Consider the following 20,051-nt stretch of genomic DNA (forward strand, 5'->3'; position numbering starts at 1 on the left):
GAGTACGCCGCGACGCCGTGTATTGGCATACATCAGGAGTGGCGCACGGAGTCCAGACGGCGTGTGAGGTTCCGCCACCCGCACCGCCAAGCAAAGCGATAGTGAAACGATCTGAAGAAAGTACGAGAGATGGACCATTACGACATCATCGTGGTCGGCGCCGGGTTCTCCGGCTTGACGGCCGCCCGCGAGCTGCGGGAAGCCGGGAAGAGCGTGCTGATCTTGGAGGCAAGGGACCGCATCGGCGGTTCCACCTGGTACCGCGCGGACGCGTTCGGCGGCGTCGGGCTGGAGATGGGCGGCACCTGGATCGTCCCGCAGCAGACCCACGTCTGGGGCGAGGTGCAGCGCTACGGCGTCGAGGTCGTCGACAGCGAGCTGCCCGGGCGCATGACCTGGTCCGACCACGGCACGGTGCTCGACACCCTGCTGCCGGTACCACCGGAGGAGTACGGCGCGCTGGAGCACGCGATGCGGTCGCTGGTCGAGGCCGGCGCGCGGCTCGACCCGATGCGCCCGCTGTCCGAGCAGGGGCTGGTCGACCTCGACGTGCCGATCCGGCAGTGGGCGGACGACGCGGGCCTGACCGGCAACGCCAGGGAACTGCTCATCTCGTGGTTCTGCGGTTGCGCCAACGCGAGCGAGGAAACCGGGTCAGCGCTGGACATCATCCGCTGGCTGTCCTCGATGGACAACTCGCTGTGGGGCATGGTGCAGGCCAGCGTCCTCGGCCACACCTTCGCCGAGGGCACGGTGTCGCTTGCCGAGGCGATCCGCGCCGACGGTGCGGCCGAGCTCCGGCTGTCCAGCCCGGTCCGAAAGGTCACCCGGGATGACGACGGCGTGGTGGTCGAGCACGACGGCGGATCCGTCAGCGCGGACCGGGTGCTGCTGACGACGCCGGTCGGGATCTGGCGGGACATCGAGTTCACCCCGCCGCTCTCGGCTGCCAAGACGACGATCTCGCAGGAGAACCACGCCGGGCAGGGCCAGAAGGTGTGGGCGTTGGCGCGCAACGTCGCCGAGGACATCAGCGGTTTCGGCTGGGGCACCAGCTTCGACTACGTCGGCGCGATGCACACCACCGACGACGGCGTGGTGCTGGTCTGCTTCGCACCGGAGCACGACCGGGTCGACACCGCGGACCTGGCCGACGTGCAGCGCGCCGTCCGCGAGTTCGCGCCCGAGGCCGAGGTCGTCGCGGCGGAATCGCACGACTGGGTCAACGACGAGTTCAACAGGGGAACGTGGGCGACCTTCCGGGCCGGCCAGTTCGCCGAGCACGAGATCGCGGTCGGCGAACCGGAGGGACGTCTGCACTTCGGCGGTTCGCACACCGCGCGGCGCTGGCGCGCGTTCATCGACGGCGCCATCGAATCCGGCAAGCGCGCCGCCGCCGAGATCCTGTCCGCTCAGTCCGAGGGAGAGAGCAAGTGACGGAACCCATCGGTCCGGTCGACGCCACCCGCGTGCCCCGCTACGGCGGCGACACGACCTTCGCCCGGCTCCCCCGTCTCGCCGACGTCTCCGACGCCGAGGCCGTGGTGTGGGGCGTGCCGTTCGACACCGGGGTCAGCTACCGGCCCGGTGCCCGGTTCGGCCCCAACCACGTGCGGCAGAGCTCCCGGCTGCTGCGCCCCTACAACCCGGCGCTGGACGCCCAGCCGTTCGCGACCCGCCAGGTCGCCGACGCCGGTGACCTGGGCGTGAACCCGTTCGACATCGACGAGGCGATCAGCACCATCGAGGCGGGTGCGCGTGATCTCTCCGGCACGCGCCGGACGCTGGTCACGGTGGGCGGCGACCACACCATCGCCCTGCCGCTGCTGCGCGTGCAGCACGAGCGGCACGGGCCGATCGCCGTGCTGCACTTCGACGCGCACCTGGACACCTGGGACACCTACTTCGGCGTTCCGCACACGCACGGGACGCCGTTCCGCAGGGCGGCCGAGGAAGGGCTCATCGACTTCGAGCACTCGATGCACGTCGGCATCCGGGGCCCGCTGTACTCCCGCCTCGACCTCGACGAGAGCGAGAAGATGGGCTTCGCCGCGGTGCACTGCCGGGATTTCGCCCGCACTCCGCTGGACACGATCATCGATCGGATCCGCACCCGGCTGGGCTCGCGCCCGGTGTACGTATCGCTCGACATCGACGTGCTCGATCCCGGTTTCGCGCCGGGCACCGGCACGCCCGAAGCGGGCGGGCTCTCCAGCCGCGAGCTGCTGGAGCTCCTGCGCGGCCTGGAGGGGCTCAACCTGGTGGGCGCCGACCTGGTGGAAGTCGCTCCCGCCTACGACCACGCCGAGATCACCGGGATCGCCGCGGCTCACGTCGCCTACGAGCTGCTGAGCGTCCTGCCCGCCGGAGGGAACTGATGCGCACGATCCGCAACATCATCGACGGCGAGCCGGTGGACGCGCAGGACCTGCGCACCACCGACCTGGTCGACCCGTGCACCGGCGAGGTGTTCTGCAGCGCACCGCTTTCCGCGCAAGCGGACGTCGACGCGGCCTACGAGTCGGCGGCGCGGGCGTTCGAGCGGTGGCGGCGCACCACGCCCGCCGAGCGGCAGCGCCGGCTGCTGCGCCTCGCCGACGAGCTGGAGCGGCGGACCGAGGAGTTCGTCGCCGCCGAAGCCGCCAACACGGGCAAGCCGCTGGAGCCGACGCGCACCGAGGAGGTGGGGGCCGCGGTCGATCAGATCCGCTTCTTCGCCGGTGCGGCACGGCTCCTGGAGGGCTCGGCGGCCGCGGAGTACTCGCCCGGGTGCACCTCCTACGTGCGCCGCGAACCGGTGGGCGTGATCGGCCAGGTCGCGCCGTGGAACTACCCGCTGATGATGGCGGTGTGGAAGGTCGCGCCGGCGATCGCCGCGGGCAACGCGGTGGTGCTCAAACCGGCCGACACGACGCCGGTCACGGCCGCGATGCTCGGCGAGCTGGCGGCCACGGCGCTGCCGCCCGGTGTGCTCAACGTGGTCTGCGGTGACCGCGAGACCGGTCGTGCCGTGGTGTCGCACCCGGTGGCCGCGATGGTGTCGATCACCGGCTCGACGCGGGCCGGGCAGCAGGTGGCCACCGCTGCCGCGGACGACCTCAAGCGGGTGCACCTGGAGCTGGGCGGCAAGGCACCGGCCGTGGTCTTCGCCGATGCCGCGCTCGACACCGCGGCCGAGGGCATCGCCGACGCGGGGTTCTTCAACGCGGGTCAGGACTGCACCGCGGCGACCCGCGTCCTCGTCGAGGAGTCGGTGGCCGAGGAGTTCACCGCCGAGCTCGTCGCGCGCGCCGCGGCGATGCGCTGCGGTCCACCGTCCGATGTGGACGCCACCTTCGGTCCGCTGAACAACGCCGCGCAGCTGGAACGGGTCGAGGGCATCATCGAACGCCTCCCGGACCACGCCAGGATCCTCACCGGCGGCCACCGGGTCGGCGAGCGGGGCTGCTTCTTCGCCCCCACCGTGATCGCAGGGCTGCGGCAGGACGACGAGCCGGTCCAGGAGGAGATCTTCGGCCCGGTGCTCACCGTGCAGACCTTCAGCGACGAGCACGAGGCGTTGAGCCTCGCCAACGGTGTCGACTACGCGCTGGCCTCCAGCGTGTGGACGAAGGATCACGGCCGCGCCCAACGCCTCTCCGCCGAGCTGGACTTCGGCTGCGTCTGGGTCAACACCCACATGGTCCTGGTCGCCGAGATGCCGCACGGCGGGTTCAAGCACTCCGGCTACGGCAAGGACCTCTCCAAGTACGGCCTGGACGACTACACCCGCATCAAGCACGTCATGCACAGCGCCACCTGACCACCCGGGGCCGTTGCACCCCCAGCGCAACGGCCCCGGGTCGGCCACCCGGCTGAACTCGATTCAGCCCTAACCAGGACACCCTTTGGGGAGCCTGGGCGCGTACCACGGTTCGTTCCCCGCACAAGCGTCACCGAAGCCGCCCCACGGGGTTCTGATCACCCGGTGCGAGCTGGTGGACATCCGCGGGCGCCGTGGTCTTCGCGGGAAGGACGATCGGGAGGTACCGAGCGTTCTCCGCGAGGAGCTGGCGTTGTGTGGGCAGCGTTTCCCTCCACCGAGCGAGCGCGGATTCGATGTTGGCGGCCGCGTAGGGTCCGGTCGCCTGAAAGGCAGCGGAGAGCCGCGCCTGGTCATCACTGGAGGCGACGACCAGCAACGGGTCCGGCTCACCTGTCTCGTTCCGGACCGCGTTGAGCAAGGTCAGGAACTCCCACCCGCCGTTCTCCTCACTGACGTTCTGCAGGAGCAGCACGAAGTAGGCGGTGTGGCGAGACCCCTTCCGATTGGGGAAGCCCCGGAACCACGGACGCCGGTACTTGTGGCGCAGATCCTCCAGGAAGGCGTGCACCAGCAGCTTCCTGACCTGGTCGTCGTTCTCCGAACTCCGGTAGCCGGCGGTCAGCCGCTCGGCGAAGCCGAGGAATCCCGCCGAGTGCTGGGGAACCATGAACGGCTGGCGCATGAGCCACCTGCGCTCCTGGCGGAGGCCCGGCACCCGCTCGCTCAGCCAGCGGGACAGCGCGAACCGGCACGCCACGATCGCCGCCCGCACACCGACGTTGCCGACCGGAACCGCCTGCACCACGTCGTGGGTCGTCTCGGGATCGACCACCGGATCCCGATTGACCCATGCCCGCAAGAGCTGAACGATCTTGGCCCGCCCCCTCTTCTCCTCGGATGGCTCGAGCTGCTGACCTGTGAGCCAGTTCGCCAGCCGATACCGGTTGAACTGCGTGAGACTCCTGTGCCCTCGGATCTTCTTGCCCGAGATGCCGGCGCTGAGCTCGTCCAGCAGCGGGATGAGCGGGAAATCGTGCACACCGGAGGCCCACCTGGCCTTCGCAGATTCCTGCGCCGTCTCGACATCGACCAGCACGTGCGGGATCTGGCGCTCGTCGGGCTCATCGAGCCGCGCGTTGAGGGCATCCATGAACTCGTTGCCGACCGGCGTCCCCTGCAAGCAGATGATCGGGAGCGGCTGGTCACCACGCACGCCCTTCTCCGATCCGCGCGTGTAGAAGTTCGGGCGCCTGCTGAGCTCGCGGATGGAGGTCAGCAAAGCTTGCACGCCGTCGAAGACGGGGCGCCCCGTGCCCCCTGCATCCATCGCGTGGGTTCCGGATGGAATATTCCTACCTGAAATCGGCGGGATCGAATCGTTTTCCACTTGTGACATGGTGATCTCTTGTATCACGGAACATGCAGTTCGTGAAGCTACTTTCGAGACTGTCGCGGCAAGATCCAGCTAGATCGAGGCTGAATCCATCGGTAAGAGCAGGCGCGAAAGAGTAATAATCGTTCTCTGAGGCAGAACCGAGCCAGTTACGTGCATGCCCCTCGCCGTCGCGATTCGGTGCGCGCGTTGAAGGCGCGGCGAGGTTGTTCGCAGTGGTACGACTGCAGGGGCCCGGCACGAGATCCGGCTCGGGTCCTCTCCCCAGTTCCGTCGACCGCCTTCGGGAGGAACAGTGACCGACCTCTTCGCCCTCAACGGCAGGAACGCGATCGTCACCGGTGGCGCGCAGGGCATCGGCGAAGCCATCGTGCTCGCCCTCCGCGACGCGGGTGCGCGCGTGTTCATCTGCGACATCAACCCCGACGTCGGCAAGGCGTCCGCCGAACGCCACGGCGTCGAGTTCGTGGCCGCGGACGTCACCGATCCCGACAGCGTCGACGCCGCGTTCGAGCACGTGGCCACCACGAGCGGGTCCGTCGACGTGGCGGTCAACAACGCCGGGATCGTGCACAACCACCCCAGCGAAGACCTCGATCCCGAGGACTGGCGCCGGGTGATGGCGGTGAACCTCGACGGCGTCTTCTACAGCTGCCAGGCAGCGGGCAGGCGGATGCTCGCGCAGGGGTCAGGGAGCATCATCAACACCGGCAGCATGAGCGGCCACATCTCCAACCACCCCCAGCCCCAGTCCGCCTACAACGCCGCGAAGGCGGGCGTCATCCACCTCACCAAATCACTGGCCGGGGAATGGGCCGCCCGGGGCGTGCGGGTCAACTCCATCTCCCCCGGTTACGTCGGCACCGAGATGACCAAGCGCGGGATGAGCAACGAGGAATGGCGCCGGGTCTGGATCGAGGGCACCCCGATGAACCGCGTCGCTGAACCCGGCGAGATCGCCCCCGCCGTGGTCTTCCTCGCCTCCGACGCCAGCAGCTACTGCACCGGGACCGACCTGGTCGTGGACGGCGGCTACACCGTCTGGTGACCGGCCGGTGTGGGGAAGTTTTATGAGAACTTCCCCACCTCCCGTGTGCATCTACCGGCCGGCGCGCTCCACGGCGATGCCGCGCACGGACTTGAGCTCCGAGACGAGTTCGGTGCACACGTTGACCGGCCACTTCGGCAGCTCCAGCCGGGTCTTGCCGAGGTGCACGTGCACCGGGGTGGTGCCCTTGTGCGCGAGGAACGTCTGCTTGAGCTCGCTGATCACCTCGGCGTTGAGCTTGCGGGAGTCCGCGTGCAGCACGAGCGGCGGCTCGCTGCCGGGATCCGTCTCGGCCGCGGTGATGTCGACGGGCACGGCGTCGGAGGCGAACACGCTGATCTCGCCTTCGCGCTCGTTGACCCGGCCCTTGACCGCGAGCGCGTTGTCCTCGACCAGGCAGTCGGCGAACATCTCGTAGGACTTCGGGAAGAACAGCACCTCGATGCTGGCCTCGAAGTCCTCCAGCGTCACGATGGCCCAGGGCTGGCCGTTCTTGTTGAGCCGCCGCTGGATTCCGGAGATCATCCCGGCGATCTTGGGCTGCTGCTCCTTGCTGCCGTATCCCGTGGGTTCGCGCTCACCGCCGATCAGCTCGGCGATGCTCGTGTCCTGGTACGGCGCGAGCAGCCGCTCCGCGCCGTCCAGCGGGTGCGCGGAGACGTAGAGGCCGAGCATCTCGCGCTCGTAGGCCAGCAGCTGCTTGCGCGGCCACTCCTCGTCGGTGAACTGCAGGTGCGTCAACGGGGACGTGTCCTCGCTGGACCCGCTGTCGTCTCCGCCGAAGAGGTCGAACTGGCCCATCGCCTGCTGTCGCTTGAGCCCGATCACCGCGTCCACCGCGGCCTCGTGGTGGGCGTTGAGCGACATCCGGGAGTGGCCGAGCGAGTCGAACGCGCCCGCCTTGATCAGCGACTCGATGACCCGCTTGTTGCACGCGGTGATCTCGATCTTGTCGAGGAAGTCGGTGAACGAGGAGAACTTGCCCTTCGCCTCGCGGGAGCCGATGACCGATTCCACGACGTTGGCACCGACGTTGCGGATCGCCCCCATGCCGAAGCGGATGCGGCCCTCGACGGCGGTGTGCTGGGTCATGGACTCGTTCACGTCCGGCGGCAGCACCTGGATGCCCATGCGCCGGCACTCCGAGAGGTAGACCGCGGTCTTGTCCTTGTTGTTGCTGTTGGCGGTCAGCAGCGCGGCCATGTACTCGGCCGGGTAGTGAGCCTTGAGGTAGGCGGTCCAGTAGGTGACCAGCCCGTACGCGGCGGCGTGGGACTTGTTGAACGCGTATCCCGCGAAGGGCAGGACCGTCGCCCACAGCTGGTCGATCGCTTCCTTGGAGTAGCCGCGTTCCTTCATGCCCGCCTCGAACCGGGCGAACTGCTCGTCCATCACGGACTTCTTCTTCTTGCCCATCGCACGCCGCAGCAGGTCGGCTTGTCCGAGGGTGTACCCGGCGACCTTCTGGGCGATCGCCATGATCTGCTCCTGGTAGACGATCAGACCGTAGGTCTCGCCGAGGATGTCCTTCAGCGGCTCGTCCAGCTCCGGGTGGATCGGCTCGACCGGCTTCCTGCCGTTCTTGCGGTCGGCGTAGTCCAGGTGCGCGTTGACGTCCATAGGGCCCGGCCGGTACAGCGCCACGCACGCCACGATGTCCCCGAACCGGGTGGGCTGCATGCGCTTGAGCAGCGACTGCATGCCGCCACCTTCGAGCTGGAACACTCCCAGGCTCTCGCCCCGCCCCAGCATCTCGTAGGTCGGGTCGTCGTCGAGCGGGATGTCCAGCGGTTCGACCTCGGCATCGTGGTTGGTCTTCACCATCCGCACGGTGTCGTCGATCGTGGTCATGTTGACCAGCCCGAGGATGTCGATCTTGAGCAAGCCCACGGCCTCGCACTGCGGGCCGTCCCACCCGGTGATGATCTCGCCGTCGTCGCGCTTCCACAGCGGCAGCACGTCCAGCAGCGGTTCCCGCGAGATGATGTGCGCGCAGGCGTGCACACCGGCGTTGCGGATCAGCCCCTCCAGGCCGCGGGCGGTGTCGAAGATCTTGCCGATCTGCGGATCGGTCTCGATCAGCGACCGGACCTCGGCGGCCTCCAGGTAGCGCTCGTGATCCGGGTCGACGATGCCCGACAGCGGGATGTCCTTCGCCGCGATCGGCGCGGGCAGCGCCTTGGAGAACTGGTCGGCGAGCTGGAAACCCGCCTGGCCCAGGTGCACTCGGGCGGCGTCCTTGAACGCGGCCTTGGTCTTAATCGTGCCGTAGGTGATCACCTTGGCGAAGAACTCGTCGCCGTACTTCTCCTTGGCGTACTGGATGACCCGCTCGCGCTGGCGCTCGTCGAAGTCGATGTCGATGTCGGGAGGCGAGTCGCGCTCGGGGTTGAGGAACCGCTCGAACAGCAACCCGTGCTGGAGCGGGTCGATGTCGATGATGTGCAGCACGTAGGACAGCAGCGCACCCGCGGCCGAACCACGCCCCGGGCCCACCCGGATGCCGTTGTTCTTGGCCCACCGGATCATGTCGCCGACCACCAGGAAGTAGGAGCTGTAGCCCTTCTCCGTGATGACCTTCAGCTCCCATTCGAGCTGGTCCCGGTACTCCTGGGTGAACTCGCCGTCCTTGAAGCGAGTCGGGATGAACTCCTCGACCTCGTCGCGCAGCACCTCCACGTCGGTGCGCCCGACCTCGACCTTGGCCTGCGGCATCCGGTTCTGCGCGGCGAAGGCCTCTTCGTAGCCCTCGACCATCTCGGCGATCATCAGCGTGCTGTCGGCCGCCCCGGGAACCTCCTCGTCCCAGTACTCGCGCATCTCCTCGGAGCTCTTGATGTGGTAGCCGTCACCGTTGAACTTGAACCGATCGGTGTCGGCGATCATGGACCGGGTCTGCAGGCACAGCAGCGCGTCGTGGTGCCCGGCCTGGTCGTTGGTCACGTAGTGGCTGTCGTTGGTCGCCACCGTCCGCAGGTCGAGCTGCTTGGCGATGTCCAGCAGCTCACCGCGGATGTTGCGTTCCATCTGGATGCCGTGGTCCATGACCTCGATGAAGAACCGGTCCGGACCGAAGATGTCCTTGTAATCGGAGGCCGCCTTCAGCGCCTCCTGCTTCTGCCCCAGTCGCAGCCGGGTCAGGATCTCGCCCGCCAGGCAGCCGGACGTGGCGATGATGCCCTCGGCGTGCTCGGCGATGAGCTCCTTGTCCATCCGGGGCTTGCGGAAGAACCCCTGCATGCTCGCCAGCGACGACAACCGGAACAGGTTGCGCAGGCCGGCGGAGTTCTGGGCGAGCATCGTCATGTGCGTGTAGGCACCGGCACCCGAGACGTCGCCGCTCTCGCCGTACTCGTCGACTTCCTTCTTGCCCGTGCGGGCGCGCTCGCCCCAGAACACGGGCTTCTTGTGGAACCGGCTCTCCGGAGCGATGTAGGCCTCGATGCCGATGATCGGCTTGACCCCGGCCCCCACCGCCTTCTCGTAGAAGGAGTGCGCGCCGAACATGTTCCCGTGGTCGGTCATCGCCACCGCAGGCTGCTCGAGTCTGCTCACCTCGGCGAACAGCGCGTCGTGCTTCGCCGCACCGTCGAGCATCGAGAACTCAGTGTGAACATGCAGATGGACGAACTGATCAGACACGCGGTCGTCTCCGGAGCATCGACGAGGGTGGACGGGTGGCCTGCCAACCCTAGACGTCCGGCCCCGAGACGCTGCGGACCACCGGACGCGTGTTGCCGGACGACTGCGACAACCCTCTGACGTGCGGTTCCGCTACCCGCACCGCCACGCAGAGCAAGGCATCGACAGCCCCTAGTCGAAGCCCGGCGACTGAGCACCTCCCCCGAGCGCGCTCGTCGACCCGAAGCCCGCGAGTCGTCGCACTTCGGCGGAGAGCTCCTCCTCCGTCGTCACCGATCGGGAGAATCCCAATCGCACGTCGCGGTCGCCTTCGATCGCCTCGACCCGCAGCCGGATCCCCAGCCTGTCGATCCCGAGCGGCACCACGGGCCCGGAGCGGAGGAGAGGGCTGGGCAGGTGCCGAGCGAGCATGCCGACGACGTCCGAGTGCTGGCGCTGCAGGTGCTGCAGCCAAGGCGATTCGCAAGCCCAGAACGAGTCCGGCTCGGCAGCGGCGTAATCGGCAGGGTCGATCTGCGCGGCCCCCTCGCCATCCGCGAGCGTCAGCGAGACGGGCTCCAGCAGCAGGACGCTCGCCGTGTGCCCGATGTCGAGCAAGCGCTCGTCCGCCAGCTCGTGGGAGACCTCCACCGCCCGCTCCCGGGCTCTCTCGCCGGTGAGCAACGTCAACCAACCGGTGATCCAGAGCAACCCGCGGACCGGCCCGCGCAGCGGAAGCGGCGCGTGGTCGGCGAGTTCGACGAGCGCACCCGCTCGCCCCTGACGAGCCTTCATGACCGAATCGACGACCGGGCCATCGGATGGCAGCACCATCATGACCTCGCCGCTGGCGTGCGCGTGCACCAGAATCGGAGCGACGCGTCCAGCGATGTCGCCGCAGGTCAAGTTGGCAGCAGCAGGTCGAGCTGCGACCGTCTTGGCGCGCTCGGCCGACGCGGGAATGGGCGGGCAGTCCACGATCTCACCTCCATTTTAGGTTAGCCTAACCTATCTGCAGATCCGCGCGGAAGCCCCGCCGCTACCACTGGCCGGAAGGACCGGGTTTTGACGCAGGCACCGGATGCCCGAGGGTGACCGGGCGAAGCCGGTTCTCGTGCTGCGAAGCGTGGCGACGACCGCTGTGGCCGAGATCCACAACACCTGGGCCGAGCAGGTCGATCGCGCGAATCGGAGCCCCGCACCGACCACCCGAGCCGAGAGAGAACGATGAGCACCACCTGGGAAGACAAGATCTACAGCACCGGCGGGTTCGTCCCCGGCAGCGGCGGCACGTCCGTGATCGCGGCACCGGCGACGGGTGCGGCCATCGCGACCGTCGGCCAGGCCGACCGCTCCGATCTGGACGCGGCCGTCGAGGCCGCCACGCACGCGCAGGCGGTGTGGGCGGCGCGGCCCTACACCGAACGGGCCGCGGTGCTGTCGAAGGCGGCCGAGCTGCTGGCGGCCGACCTGGCTCGGTTGACCGGCTGGCTGGTGCCCGAATCCGGTTCGGGGCAAGGCAAAGCGTCGTTCGAGGCCGGATTGGTGGCCTCCGAGCTGCGCGAGTCGGCCGGGCTGGCGGCTCAGCCGTACGGCCAGCTGCTGCGCTCGCACAAGCCCCGCCTGTCGGTCGGACGGCACGTGCCCGTCGGCGTGGTGGGCGTGATCAGCCCGTTCAACTTCCCCGCCATCCTGTCGATGCGCTCGGTGGCGCCCGCGCTGGCGCTCGGCAACGCGGTGGTGCTCAAGCCGGATCCGCGCACCTCGATCTCCGGCGGGCTCGCGCTCGCCGAACTCCTCGCGGAAGCGGGTCTGCCCGACGGACTGCTGCACGTGCTGCCCGCCGGGGCCGACGTCGGAGCCGCCCTGGTCACCCACCCCGACGTCCCGTGCCTCTCCTTCACCGGCTCGACCGCGGCGGGGCGCAAGATCGGCGAGGCCGCGGCACCGCTGCTGAAGAAGGTGCACCTCGAACTGGGCGGCAACAACGCCATGCTCGTGCTGCCCGACGCCGACATCGAGGCCGCGGCATCAGCCGGCGCGTGGGGCTCGTTCCTGCACCAGGGCCAGATCTGCATGACCACCGGCCGTCACCTCGTCCCCCGCGAGAAGCTGGACGAGTACGCCGCGCTGCTCGCCGAGAAGGCCGAGAACCTGCCGGTCGGCGACCCGACCGACCCGGCCAACGCACTCGGCCCGATCATCGACCAGGACCAGCTGGACCGGATCCGCGACCTCGTGCGGCGCACCGTCGACGCCGGCGCCACGGTCCTGGCCGGAGGCACGCACGAAGGACCGTTCTACCGGCCGACCGTGCTCACCGACGTGCCCCTGGACGCCCCGGCGTTCGCGGAGGAGGTCTTCGGCCCGGTCGCGCCGGTCATCGGCTACGACACCGTCGAGGAGGCCGTCGACATCATCAACTCCTCCGAGTACGGCCTGTCCGTGTCGATCCTGACCGCCGACCCGTTCCGCGCGTTCACCCTGGCCGACCGGATCAAGTCCGGCGCCATCCACATCAACGACCAGACCGTCGACGACGAGGCCACCGCGCCCTTCGGCGGCACCAAGGCATCCGGCTCCGGCGGTCACTTCGGCACCTCGGTGAACCTGGAGACGTTCTGCGACCTCCAGTGGATCACCGTGCAGTCCGACGTCGAACGCTACCCGTTCTGACCGATCACGCGGCTTCCGCGAAAGGGGGTGGGGCGACCCGCTTCCGAGTCGCCCCGCCCCGAATTCAGCGGCCGCCCACCGGTTCTACGTAGCCGCCGGTGAACACCGAGTCCGGTGGCGGGTCCGCGAGCGGGCCCGGCAGGGCGAAGTCGACCGAACCGCTCGTGGCCTCGGCCGGGGCACTGGCCCGCTGCTGGTCCAGGTAGCCCGCGAGCTGCACGCCCGGAGCGCCCTGCACCGTCATCGTGCGGCGGTGTTCGAGGAAGGGCAGATCGACCGAACCACCTCGGACCTCGACGGTCTGCCCGCTGGGTGCGGCCAGGCGCCACCAGTCCTGGTTGTTGTCGGTGACGCGCACGCCGATCCGGTGACCTGCCGGCAGCTTCCAGTCCGCGCCCCAGAGGCGCAGCGGAACGGTCGACTCCCCCGGTTCGCGAACGAGGTGGCCCTGGCGCGTGATCAGCGGGCCCGTTCCGTCCGGGCCGAGGTCGTAGACGTCGACCACCAGGTTGGCGTTCGGCCTCGCCGTGGTGACGTCGACCGAGGCCTTCGGCGAGCCCGAGAGGTGGACGTCGTGCGGCAGCGGGTTCGACACGGTCCACACGCCCGAGGTGACGGCCGGGTCCGAGGGCTTCCCGGACGTCGAACCCGCTGCGGTGGCGGCGGATTGGGCGTGGTCGACGTAGGTTCCGCTGTTCAGCGGCGTCCGGAACTCGCGCATGTCGGCCGGGGGCCACTGGGCTTCCGAACGCCAGAACCCGTCGTTGGTCTGCACGGCGTTCGGCGGGTCCGCGACGGCCGGGGCCCGGTCCTTGAGGAAGCGGTCGTAGAAGCGCATGACCTCGTCGAACCAGCCCTGACGCCCCATCTTGAGACGTCCGGTCTCGTCGGTCTCGTTGCCGCGCACGTGCTCCCACGGGCCCAGCCAGGTCCGCTCGTAGCCCTGGTGGTTCTCCAGGTACTCCTGCGTCCCGTCGGCGACGGTGTTGTTCTCCGTCAGGCCCTGGGCGAGGAACAGCGGGACGGGGGAACCGGCCGCGCCGGGGATCAGGTCGCGCTGCCGCCAGAACTCCGAGTCGTGCCGGTCGTCGCCTGCCTGCTTCGCGAGGTTCTGGGCGAGGCACACCGGATCGTTGAGGCTCCGGGCGTTGTACCCGGCAGCATCGGTGATCGGCCCCGGCGCGGCGGCGATGGCGTCGTAGAGCGCCGGCGTCGCGAGGGAGTTCACCCGGCGCATCCCGTCGCCGTAGAGGTACCGGTAGTCGTCGTACACCGGCTCCTGGCTGACGACGGCGGACAGCCCCGGTGGCCGTTCGTTGACCCCGACCAAGCCGGTCACCCCGTCGTAGGACTTTCCGTACATGCCGACCCGGCCCGTCGACCACGGCTGGTTCGCCGCCCACGTGACGGCGTTGACCACGTCGGCCTTCTCACCGGGTCCCGACCAGTCCAGGCAACCGGTGGACCCGCCGAAGCCGCGGAGGTCGACCATGACGAAGGTGTAGCCCTGCTTCAGCAGCCCGGAGCCCTCGACGAAGTCCTGGAACCGCTCCGAAGGACCGGCGTTGGGCCCGACCGGGTCGTACGGAGTCCCCTCGACCACGCCCGCGGGCCCGGTTTGACCGGAATGGTTGAAGTACGGCCCGATCGAGAGGATCACGGGAGTCTTGTCGGTGTCCTTGGCGCCTTTGGGACGCAGGACGTCCGCGTGCAGCGTCGCGTCGCCCGCGCTCGACGGCGACGGGATCCACGCCTCGCTCCACTCCGCGTCCGGGTAGGCCACACCCGCGGCCTGCGCCGGCGGCGCGAACGGCACCATCACCGCCACGACCGCGCAGGCGACCGCCCCGGCGCCCCGACGACGCCACGACTTCCCGAACCTGGTCAACGCCCGCTCTGACATGCGGCGATCACCCTCCCCGACACCGGTGCGACCTGGACGCGTCTCCTCCGAGCACCGCGTGACCCCGCGCCACGCGGTCGTACGTCCGGGCGACGCTAGAGGACCAAACAGAGGAAGTCAGGGGTCCTTGTCCACACCGTTACCCGTCGCGAACTCCCCACGGACGAACCGGAAAGACGACGAACCGCGTCGGGCTCTACCTGACGGGGATGCCCGGGCCCAGGAGGATGCCGAGCGTGTACCAGAGGGCGAACAGGGCGGTCCAGGTGATGAGGAAGACGGTGGAGATGGGTACCGCGAAGGACATCAGGGTTCCGATGCCCGCGTTCTTGCGGTATTGCTGGACGAATCCCAGCGCGAGGACGAAGTAGGGGCTCATGGGAGTTACGGCGTTGGTGACGGAGTCGCCGATCATGAAGGTGGTCATCGCGGCTTCGGGGCGGATCCCGAGGTACATCATCATCGGCACGAGGATCGGGGCGAGGATGGCCCACATCGCCGAGCCGCTGGTGACGAGCATGTTCAGCACTGCCACCGCCACCGCGATGGTCAGCAGGATCACCAGGTGCGGTGCGTTGATCGAGTGCAGGAGGTCCGCGCCCTTGACCGCTAGCACGGAACCGATGCCGGTCCAGGTGAAGTAGGCCAGGAACTGGGAGACGACGAAGAACAGCACGATCACCGGGGCGATCTTGCTGATGCCGTCGGTCATGATCGCGGGGACGTGGGACAGCCGCGGGATGCTGGCGGTGATCCGTCCGTAGACGAACCCCACCAGCGCGAACAGCAAGGCGATGAAGACGCTGATGTTCTCCATGACCACCGACCGCACGATGCTGCCGTTCTCGCCCATCAGCGGCGAACCGGGGATCATCAGCAGCAGCACGACGGCGGCCGCGTAGAGGACGAAGACGCCGACGGTCAGCCTGAGCGCCCGGCGTTCGGTGGAGCTCAGCTGCAGGCGCGCGGGTTCCGTTTCGCCGGCCGCTCCCCCGGCTTCGGCCGAGAAGTCCGGTCGTTTCGCCAGGACCAGCTCGACCACCAGCGTGATGATCATGGCGAGGAACAGCGAGGACACGGCGGAGAAGAAGTACGTCGCGACGGGCGTGACGATGTAACCGGGGTCGACGGTCTGCGCGGCGGCAGCGGTCAGCGCGGATCGGACGGCATCGGACGGGGTGACCAGGGGGCTGGCGTTGAAACCGGCCGATACCGAGACGTAGGCGACCATCACGCCGAGCACCGGGCTGCGTCCTGCCGCGCGGAAGGCGAGTGCGCCGAGCGGGATCATCACCAGGTACGCCGAATCGCTCATGACGTGCGCGATCATCCCGCTGAAGGCGATCGCGAACGTGACCCCGCGCCCCGGCAGGCGGACGATGGTGATGCGCAGCAGCGCTTCGAGGAGTCCGCTCTTCTCGGCGACGCTGACCCCGAGGATCATGACCACGATGATGGCAAGCGGCGGGAAGCTCGCGAAGTTGTCCACAGCGGACTCCGCGGCAAAAGCGAGCCCGTCCAGTGAGATCAGGTTCTTGATCTCCACGACCTTCCCGGTCTTCGGGAGGATCGCGGAGACACCCGCCATCGACAGAGCGCAGCTGACGAGGGCCAGCACCGCGGCCAGGATCCAGAACAGCCAGAAGGGATGGGGAAGCTTGTTGCCCACCCGTTCGATCGCGCTGATCGCGCGGAACAGGAGGTTCGTGCCGGTCTCGGAAGGAGTGTTGCGACGCTGCATATCTGTCATTCCGAATGACTTTCCGTGATGGGCCGCGTTGGGCGGGTTATTGCTCGCCGAGGCGGGTCGCGTGCTGATCCACCGCGACTTCCGGGAGTTCTCGCCCGTCGAAGCGCGAGGGCCGGAAGTTCGCGAGCAGGTCCTGGTCCTGTCCGGTCGCGAGTTCGGTGGCGACGAGGCGTCCCAGCACCGGCCCGAGGGTGATCCCGCTGTGCGAGACGACGGAGTAGAGGTGCGAGTCCGGCGAGGCGTGGCCGGCGATGGTGTGGCCGTCTGCGGGAAGCGACCGCAATCCGACCCGGAAGCTGATCTGTGGTGGGGTGTTGCGGCTGGGCAGCAGTTCCTCGAGCCGCTGGGTGATCGTGGCGGCGACCGGGCCGTCGGGGGCGGGTGGTTCCGCCGGGTCGATGCCGGCGTTGAGGTCGAGGGCCTGCACGACGGCACCCGCACCTGCTTCCGGGCGCAGGTTGAGGCCTGGTGTGTGCAGAACGCAGCGCAGGTCGACGTCGGGGGCGTGCACGTAGCCGAGCAGTCCCACGGTGGGGGAACCCCGGTCGAAGCCGGTCAGCATGGGCAGCTCGATCCCGGCGCGCGCCGCGAGCGGCGCTGTCCAGCGGCCGGTCGCCAGCACCACACGATCACCGGTGAAGACCCGCCCGTCGGCCGTCGTCGCCGATGCGCTGCGGGCGCCGTCATCGAGGGCCACGACCTCGCCGATCGACAGCTCGGCGCCGTGGCCTCGGGCATCTGCCAGCAGGTTGGCCACCAGTCGGTCCGGCAGGACGTACCCCTCGCCGGGGAAGTGCGCGAACGCGGTGACCGCTGCGGGAATTCGGAGGTCGCCGGCGATCCGGGCGGCTTCGTCCCGCTCGACCCAGCGCACGGGGTAGCCGAGCGAGCGCAGCCGGTCCACGTTGTCGGTGAGCCACGGTTCGCTGTCGGCGTCCGCCCACTGCAGCGCGCCGCTCGGGAAGTAGGCCTGCTCGCCGGGCAGCTGCGCGGCCAGAGCCGCGTGCTCCTGCATCCCGGCCACGTTGAGGTGGTGGTAAACGGGGTCGTACTTGCGGTTGGCGTTGGTCCAGGCGAACGTCGTCGCGGTGGTTCCGGTGCCCGGTCCCCGCTGGTCCAGCAGCACGACCTCCTCACCGGCGACTGCCAGGGACCTGGCGATAGCTGCGCCGAGCACGCCCGCGCCCACCACGACGATCTTCATGCGGGTTGTCCTCTCCTCGGGAGCTTCGGGAGCGAGATGCGGTTCATACGGCCGAAGCGGGCAGTTCCACGAAGAAGTCGGCGGTGCCGGGGCGGACGAGCGTGGTGACCACCTCGATCACGGTTCCACCGGTGACGCGCAGTTCCCTCCGTCGCATCAGAGCCGGTGTGCCCGGCGTGCTTTCGAGCAATTCCGCGTCGTGCTCACCGAGCACTACGGGGTCGAGGTGGAGCCGGATCGTGTCCACCTCGACCCCGAGCTCGCGCAGGTACGGCAGGCTGACGAGCTCTTCGAGGTCCTGGTCCAGCAGTTCGGGTGCGGCGGAGAACAGCACCACGTGCCGCTCCACCGATTGAACGGAGTCGAGCAGGTCGAACTTGCGCCGAACCAGTTCCGTCACAGCCGTTCCGGGATCGGCGCCGGGCAGTGGAGCGACCGCGTCCGCTGCCCGGACCACGCGCGCCGAGACGACCTCGTGCCTGCCGGGAGTGCCCTTCTCCGCCGTTTCCGGCACGACGAAGTTGAGCAGGTTGATCTGACGCACGGCGTCCGCCACGAACGTTCCGTGCCGTCGGCGGCGCACCGCGAGTCCGGCTTCGGCCAGGTCGTTGAGCACCCGCTGAGCCGTAGGACGGCTCACGCCGTACTCCTCGCACAGCTGCTTCTCCGTCGGGAGCCGTGCTCCGGGCATCAAGCGTCCGGCGTGGATCCGGCTTTCCAGATCACGCCTGATCTGCTTGTACACCGCCTCTGCCATGATTTGAACTTACAATTCGGAATTTGACAGGTCAATAGCGGCCTGACGCTCGAGCGGTCGCTTCGGCGTCGTGGCCGTGGATCCATCGCAACGTGGCGGGAATGTTCGCCAGCGCCTGATCCCGCTCGTTCGCCGCCGGCCCGTCGGGCACGTGCAGCAGGTCCGACGCCACCCAGGAGCTGCGCTGGACCGCTCGGGTGCGGGGCTTGCGCAGCCGTTCGTAGCGGGCCAGCGCATCGTCGCGACTGTCGCGATGCAGGCATTCGGCGAGGGTCGCCGCGTCTTCGATGGTCTGGTTCGCACCTTGACCGTGATGCGGCAGCATCGCGTGCGCAGCATCGCCGAGCAGCACGATCCCGTCCCGATGCCAGCGATTCAGCGGCGCTTGCCCGAAGAGCGCCCAACGCCGGTGCACGGTGGTCGCTCCCACCATCTCGCGCACTCCCGGATGCCAGGCCCGGAACGGTGCTTCGAGAGCCTCCGGGGAGACCTCTCGCACCCAGTGCTGCGCGGCCCACTCGGACGGTTCGTGCACCACCGCCAGGAAGTTGACGACCGAACCATCTCCGATCGGGTAGTGCAACACGTGCGCACCCGGCCCCATCCAGAACTGGATCGCCCCCGGATCTGGCAGGGACGGCATGGCGTCCACCGCGATGAGCCCGCGAAAACCGCTGGTACCAGAGTAGACGGCCGGGTCGACGTCGCTGATCCACCGGCGCACCGTGGAATGGACACCATCCGCGCCGACGACGACATCCGCGTGCGCGTCGGTGCCGTCGGCGAACCGGAGGCGATGCCCGCGTGCCGAGGGCGACACGTCCACCAGCTGCTTCCCCAGGAGCAACCGTTCCGAGCCGCATGCCGAGGCGAGAATCTGCTGCAGGTCGGCGCGATGCACGCCGTAGTAGGGCGCGCCGAACCGTGCCGAGTAGCCCTGTCCCACCTCGTAGGCCGCAATTCTCCTGCCGCCACCCCAGTGCCGGTAGATCAGCTCGGTCGGCACCGCCGAGCGCTCTACCAACTCCCCGCTCAGTCCGAGGTCGTGCAACACCCGAGTTCCGTTGGCGGACAACGCGACTGCCGCACCCACCTCATGAAGCTCGGCAGCTCGCTCGTATACGACGGCGTCCAGACCGCGCCGCCGCAGCCCCAGGGCGAGGGTGAGCCCGCCGATCCCCCCGCCGATGATCGCAACCGTCGCCGCCATGGCCACCCACTTCCTGATCGTCAGGGGCGTACCGATCGGTACACCCTTTGCACCGTAGGTGTACCGATCGGTACGGTCAACGGGTGAACGCACGCTCCAAGCGGGACGAGTTGCTGAACCGAGTCGTTGACCACCTCGCCACGCACGGCCTCGCGGATCTCTCGCTGAGCCCGATGGCCGAACAGCTCGGCACCAGCAAACGCATGCTCATCTACTACTTCGGCAGCCGCGACAACCTGATCGCCACAGCGATCCGGGCCAGCCGACCGGATGTCGCCGACCTGTTCGGCGACGTGCACGACGAGTCGAGTCTCCGCGAAGCCGGTCACGCGCTGTGGGAGGCGATCACCAGCGGACGTCAACGACGGCCCATCCGGATCCTGTTCCAGGTGCTGAGCCTCGCACCCACCCAGCCGGACTTGTACGGCGCAGTGGCCGACGAGGCGGTCACCGCCATGGTCGATCCCCTCGTCCCCGTTTACCGGAACCTCGGTTACGACGACCTGGACGCCCGCGCCCGCGCCAGCCTGCTCATCTCCGGACTCCGCGGCCTGTGCCTGGACCGGATCGCCACCGGGGACGTCCCTCGCACCGACGCTGCCGCCCGAGTCCTCATCGCCACGGCCACCGCCCGGCCCGCACGGAGCTGATCGGCGGAATCAGACGGGATGGATCCGCCGCTTC

Annotated in this window: 14 protein-coding genes; 6 read left to right on the forward strand and 8 right to left on the reverse strand. The window is 68.8% G+C overall.

The window, feature by feature from the left end; all coding sequences use genetic code 11:
• Nucleotides 1-129: 129 nt before the first annotated feature.
• From FHU35_RS01660 to FHU35_RS01670, 3 genes are read left to right on the forward strand one after another with little or no spacing between them, the layout of a single operon-like run.
• Complete coding sequence (locus FHU35_RS01660; RefSeq protein WP_145735990.1) at nucleotides 130-1,437, forward strand: flavin monoamine oxidase family protein; 1,308 nt, start codon at nucleotides 130-132, stop codon at nucleotides 1,435-1,437.
• Nucleotides 1,434-2,378 carry an agmatinase gene (gene speB, locus FHU35_RS01665; protein ID WP_145735992.1) on the forward strand — a complete coding sequence of 315 codons (945 nt, stop codon included), beginning with the start codon at nucleotides 1,434-1,436 and terminating at the stop codon, nucleotides 2,376-2,378. The genes FHU35_RS01660 and speB overlap by 4 nt, the downstream gene beginning before the upstream one ends.
• The gene (locus FHU35_RS01670; protein ID WP_145735994.1) at nucleotides 2,378-3,802 is read left to right on the forward strand and encodes a gamma-aminobutyraldehyde dehydrogenase; all 1,425 of its coding nucleotides are present in this window, start codon (nucleotides 2,378-2,380) and stop codon (nucleotides 3,800-3,802) included. Before speB ends, FHU35_RS01670 begins: the two co-directional genes overlap by 1 nt.
• A gap of 130 nt (nucleotides 3,803-3,932) precedes the next feature.
• On the opposite strand, the gene FHU35_RS01675 is transcribed toward FHU35_RS01670, so the two are convergent.
• Nucleotides 3,933-5,093, reverse strand: a complete 1,161-nt coding sequence (locus tag FHU35_RS01675) for a hypothetical protein (protein ID WP_145735996.1) — start codon at nucleotides 5,091-5,093, stop codon at nucleotides 3,933-3,935.
• A 400-nt stretch (nucleotides 5,094-5,493) separates the two neighbouring features.
• Between FHU35_RS01675 and FHU35_RS01680 the strand changes: the two genes are divergently transcribed.
• Nucleotides 5,494-6,246, forward strand: a complete 753-nt coding sequence (locus tag FHU35_RS01680; protein ID WP_145735999.1) for an SDR family NAD(P)-dependent oxidoreductase — start codon at nucleotides 5,494-5,496, stop codon at nucleotides 6,244-6,246.
• 51 nt (nucleotides 6,247-6,297) lie between these two features.
• Here the strand turns inward: FHU35_RS01680 and dnaE are convergent, their stop codons facing one another.
• Both dnaE and FHU35_RS01690 read right to left on the reverse strand, forming a co-directional pair.
• Nucleotides 6,298-9,888, reverse strand: coding sequence for a DNA polymerase III subunit alpha (dnaE, locus tag FHU35_RS01685; protein WP_145736001.1), 3,591 nt, complete (start codon nucleotides 9,886-9,888; stop codon nucleotides 6,298-6,300).
• A 171-nt stretch (nucleotides 9,889-10,059) separates the two neighbouring features.
• Entirely contained in the window at nucleotides 10,060-10,845 is a 786-nt protein-coding gene (locus FHU35_RS01690) for a DUF2470 domain-containing protein (protein ID WP_145736004.1), read from the reverse strand.
• A 249-nt stretch (nucleotides 10,846-11,094) separates the two neighbouring features.
• Here FHU35_RS01690 and FHU35_RS01695 point away from each other — a divergent pair, with 249 nt between their 5' ends.
• Nucleotides 11,095-12,543: an aldehyde dehydrogenase family protein gene (locus FHU35_RS01695; RefSeq protein ID WP_145736006.1), complete on the forward strand. Its 1,449-nt coding sequence runs from the start codon at nucleotides 11,095-11,097 to the stop codon at nucleotides 12,541-12,543.
• 64 nt (nucleotides 12,544-12,607) lie between these two features.
• On the opposite strand, the gene FHU35_RS01700 is transcribed toward FHU35_RS01695, so the two are convergent.
• From FHU35_RS01700 to FHU35_RS01720, 5 genes are all read right to left on the reverse strand, one after another.
• The gene (locus FHU35_RS01700; protein ID WP_145736008.1) at nucleotides 12,608-14,446 is read right to left on the reverse strand and encodes a CocE/NonD family hydrolase; all 1,839 of its coding nucleotides are present in this window, start codon (nucleotides 14,444-14,446) and stop codon (nucleotides 12,608-12,610) included.
• Nucleotides 14,447-14,642: 196 nt separating this feature from the next.
• Complete coding sequence (locus FHU35_RS01705) at nucleotides 14,643-16,196, reverse strand: AbgT family transporter (RefSeq protein WP_145736010.1); 1,554 nt, start codon at nucleotides 16,194-16,196, stop codon at nucleotides 14,643-14,645.
• 37 nt (nucleotides 16,197-16,233) lie between these two features.
• Complete coding sequence (locus tag FHU35_RS01710; RefSeq protein WP_145736012.1) at nucleotides 16,234-17,400, reverse strand: NAD(P)/FAD-dependent oxidoreductase; 1,167 nt, start codon at nucleotides 17,398-17,400, stop codon at nucleotides 16,234-16,236.
• Between the two features lie 43 nt (nucleotides 17,401-17,443).
• On the reverse strand, nucleotides 17,444-18,157 hold the full coding sequence (locus FHU35_RS01715) for a GntR family transcriptional regulator (RefSeq protein WP_186459218.1): 714 nt from the start codon (nucleotides 18,155-18,157) through the stop codon (nucleotides 17,444-17,446).
• A gap of 31 nt (nucleotides 18,158-18,188) precedes the next feature.
• Complete coding sequence (locus FHU35_RS01720) at nucleotides 18,189-19,367, reverse strand: FAD-dependent monooxygenase (protein WP_145737889.1); 1,179 nt, start codon at nucleotides 19,365-19,367, stop codon at nucleotides 18,189-18,191.
• An 83-nt stretch (nucleotides 19,368-19,450) separates the two neighbouring features.
• Here FHU35_RS01720 and FHU35_RS01725 point away from each other — a divergent pair, with 83 nt between their 5' ends.
• The gene (locus tag FHU35_RS01725) at nucleotides 19,451-20,017 is read left to right on the forward strand and encodes a TetR/AcrR family transcriptional regulator (RefSeq protein WP_246110014.1); all 567 of its coding nucleotides are present in this window, start codon (nucleotides 19,451-19,453) and stop codon (nucleotides 20,015-20,017) included.
• Nucleotides 20,018-20,051 lie beyond the last annotated feature (34 nt).

Origin of the sequence: Saccharopolyspora dendranthemae (assembly GCF_007829955.1) — a bacterium.
In the GTDB taxonomy this organism is placed as follows: Bacteria; Actinomycetota; Actinomycetes; order Mycobacteriales; family Pseudonocardiaceae; genus Saccharopolyspora; species Saccharopolyspora dendranthemae.

Excerpts from the sequence above, each read along its gene's own strand:
- FHU35_RS01670 (WP_145735994.1), top strand. The coding sequence starts at position 2,378 with ATGCGCACGATCCGCAACATCATCGACGGCGAGCCGGTGGACGCGCAG.
- FHU35_RS01695 (WP_145736006.1), top strand. The coding sequence starts at position 11,095 with ATGAGCACCACCTGGGAAGACAAGATCTACAGCACCGGCGGGTTCGTC.
- FHU35_RS01705 (WP_145736010.1), bottom strand. The coding sequence starts at position 16,196 with ATGACAGATATGCAGCGTCGCAACACTCCTTCCGAGACCGGCACGAAC.
- FHU35_RS01660 (WP_145735990.1), top strand. The coding sequence starts at position 130 with ATGGACCATTACGACATCATCGTGGTCGGCGCCGGGTTCTCCGGCTTG.
- FHU35_RS01715 (WP_186459218.1), bottom strand. The coding sequence starts at position 18,157 with ATGGCAGAGGCGGTGTACAAGCAGATCAGGCGTGATCTGGAAAGCCGG.
- FHU35_RS01700 (WP_145736008.1), bottom strand. The coding sequence starts at position 14,446 with ATGTCAGAGCGGGCGTTGACCAGGTTCGGGAAGTCGTGGCGTCGTCGG.
- FHU35_RS01720 (WP_145737889.1), bottom strand. The coding sequence starts at position 19,367 with ATGGCGGCGACGGTTGCGATCATCGGCGGGGGGATCGGCGGGCTCACC.
- FHU35_RS01710 (WP_145736012.1), bottom strand. The coding sequence starts at position 17,400 with ATGAAGATCGTCGTGGTGGGCGCGGGCGTGCTCGGCGCAGCTATCGCC.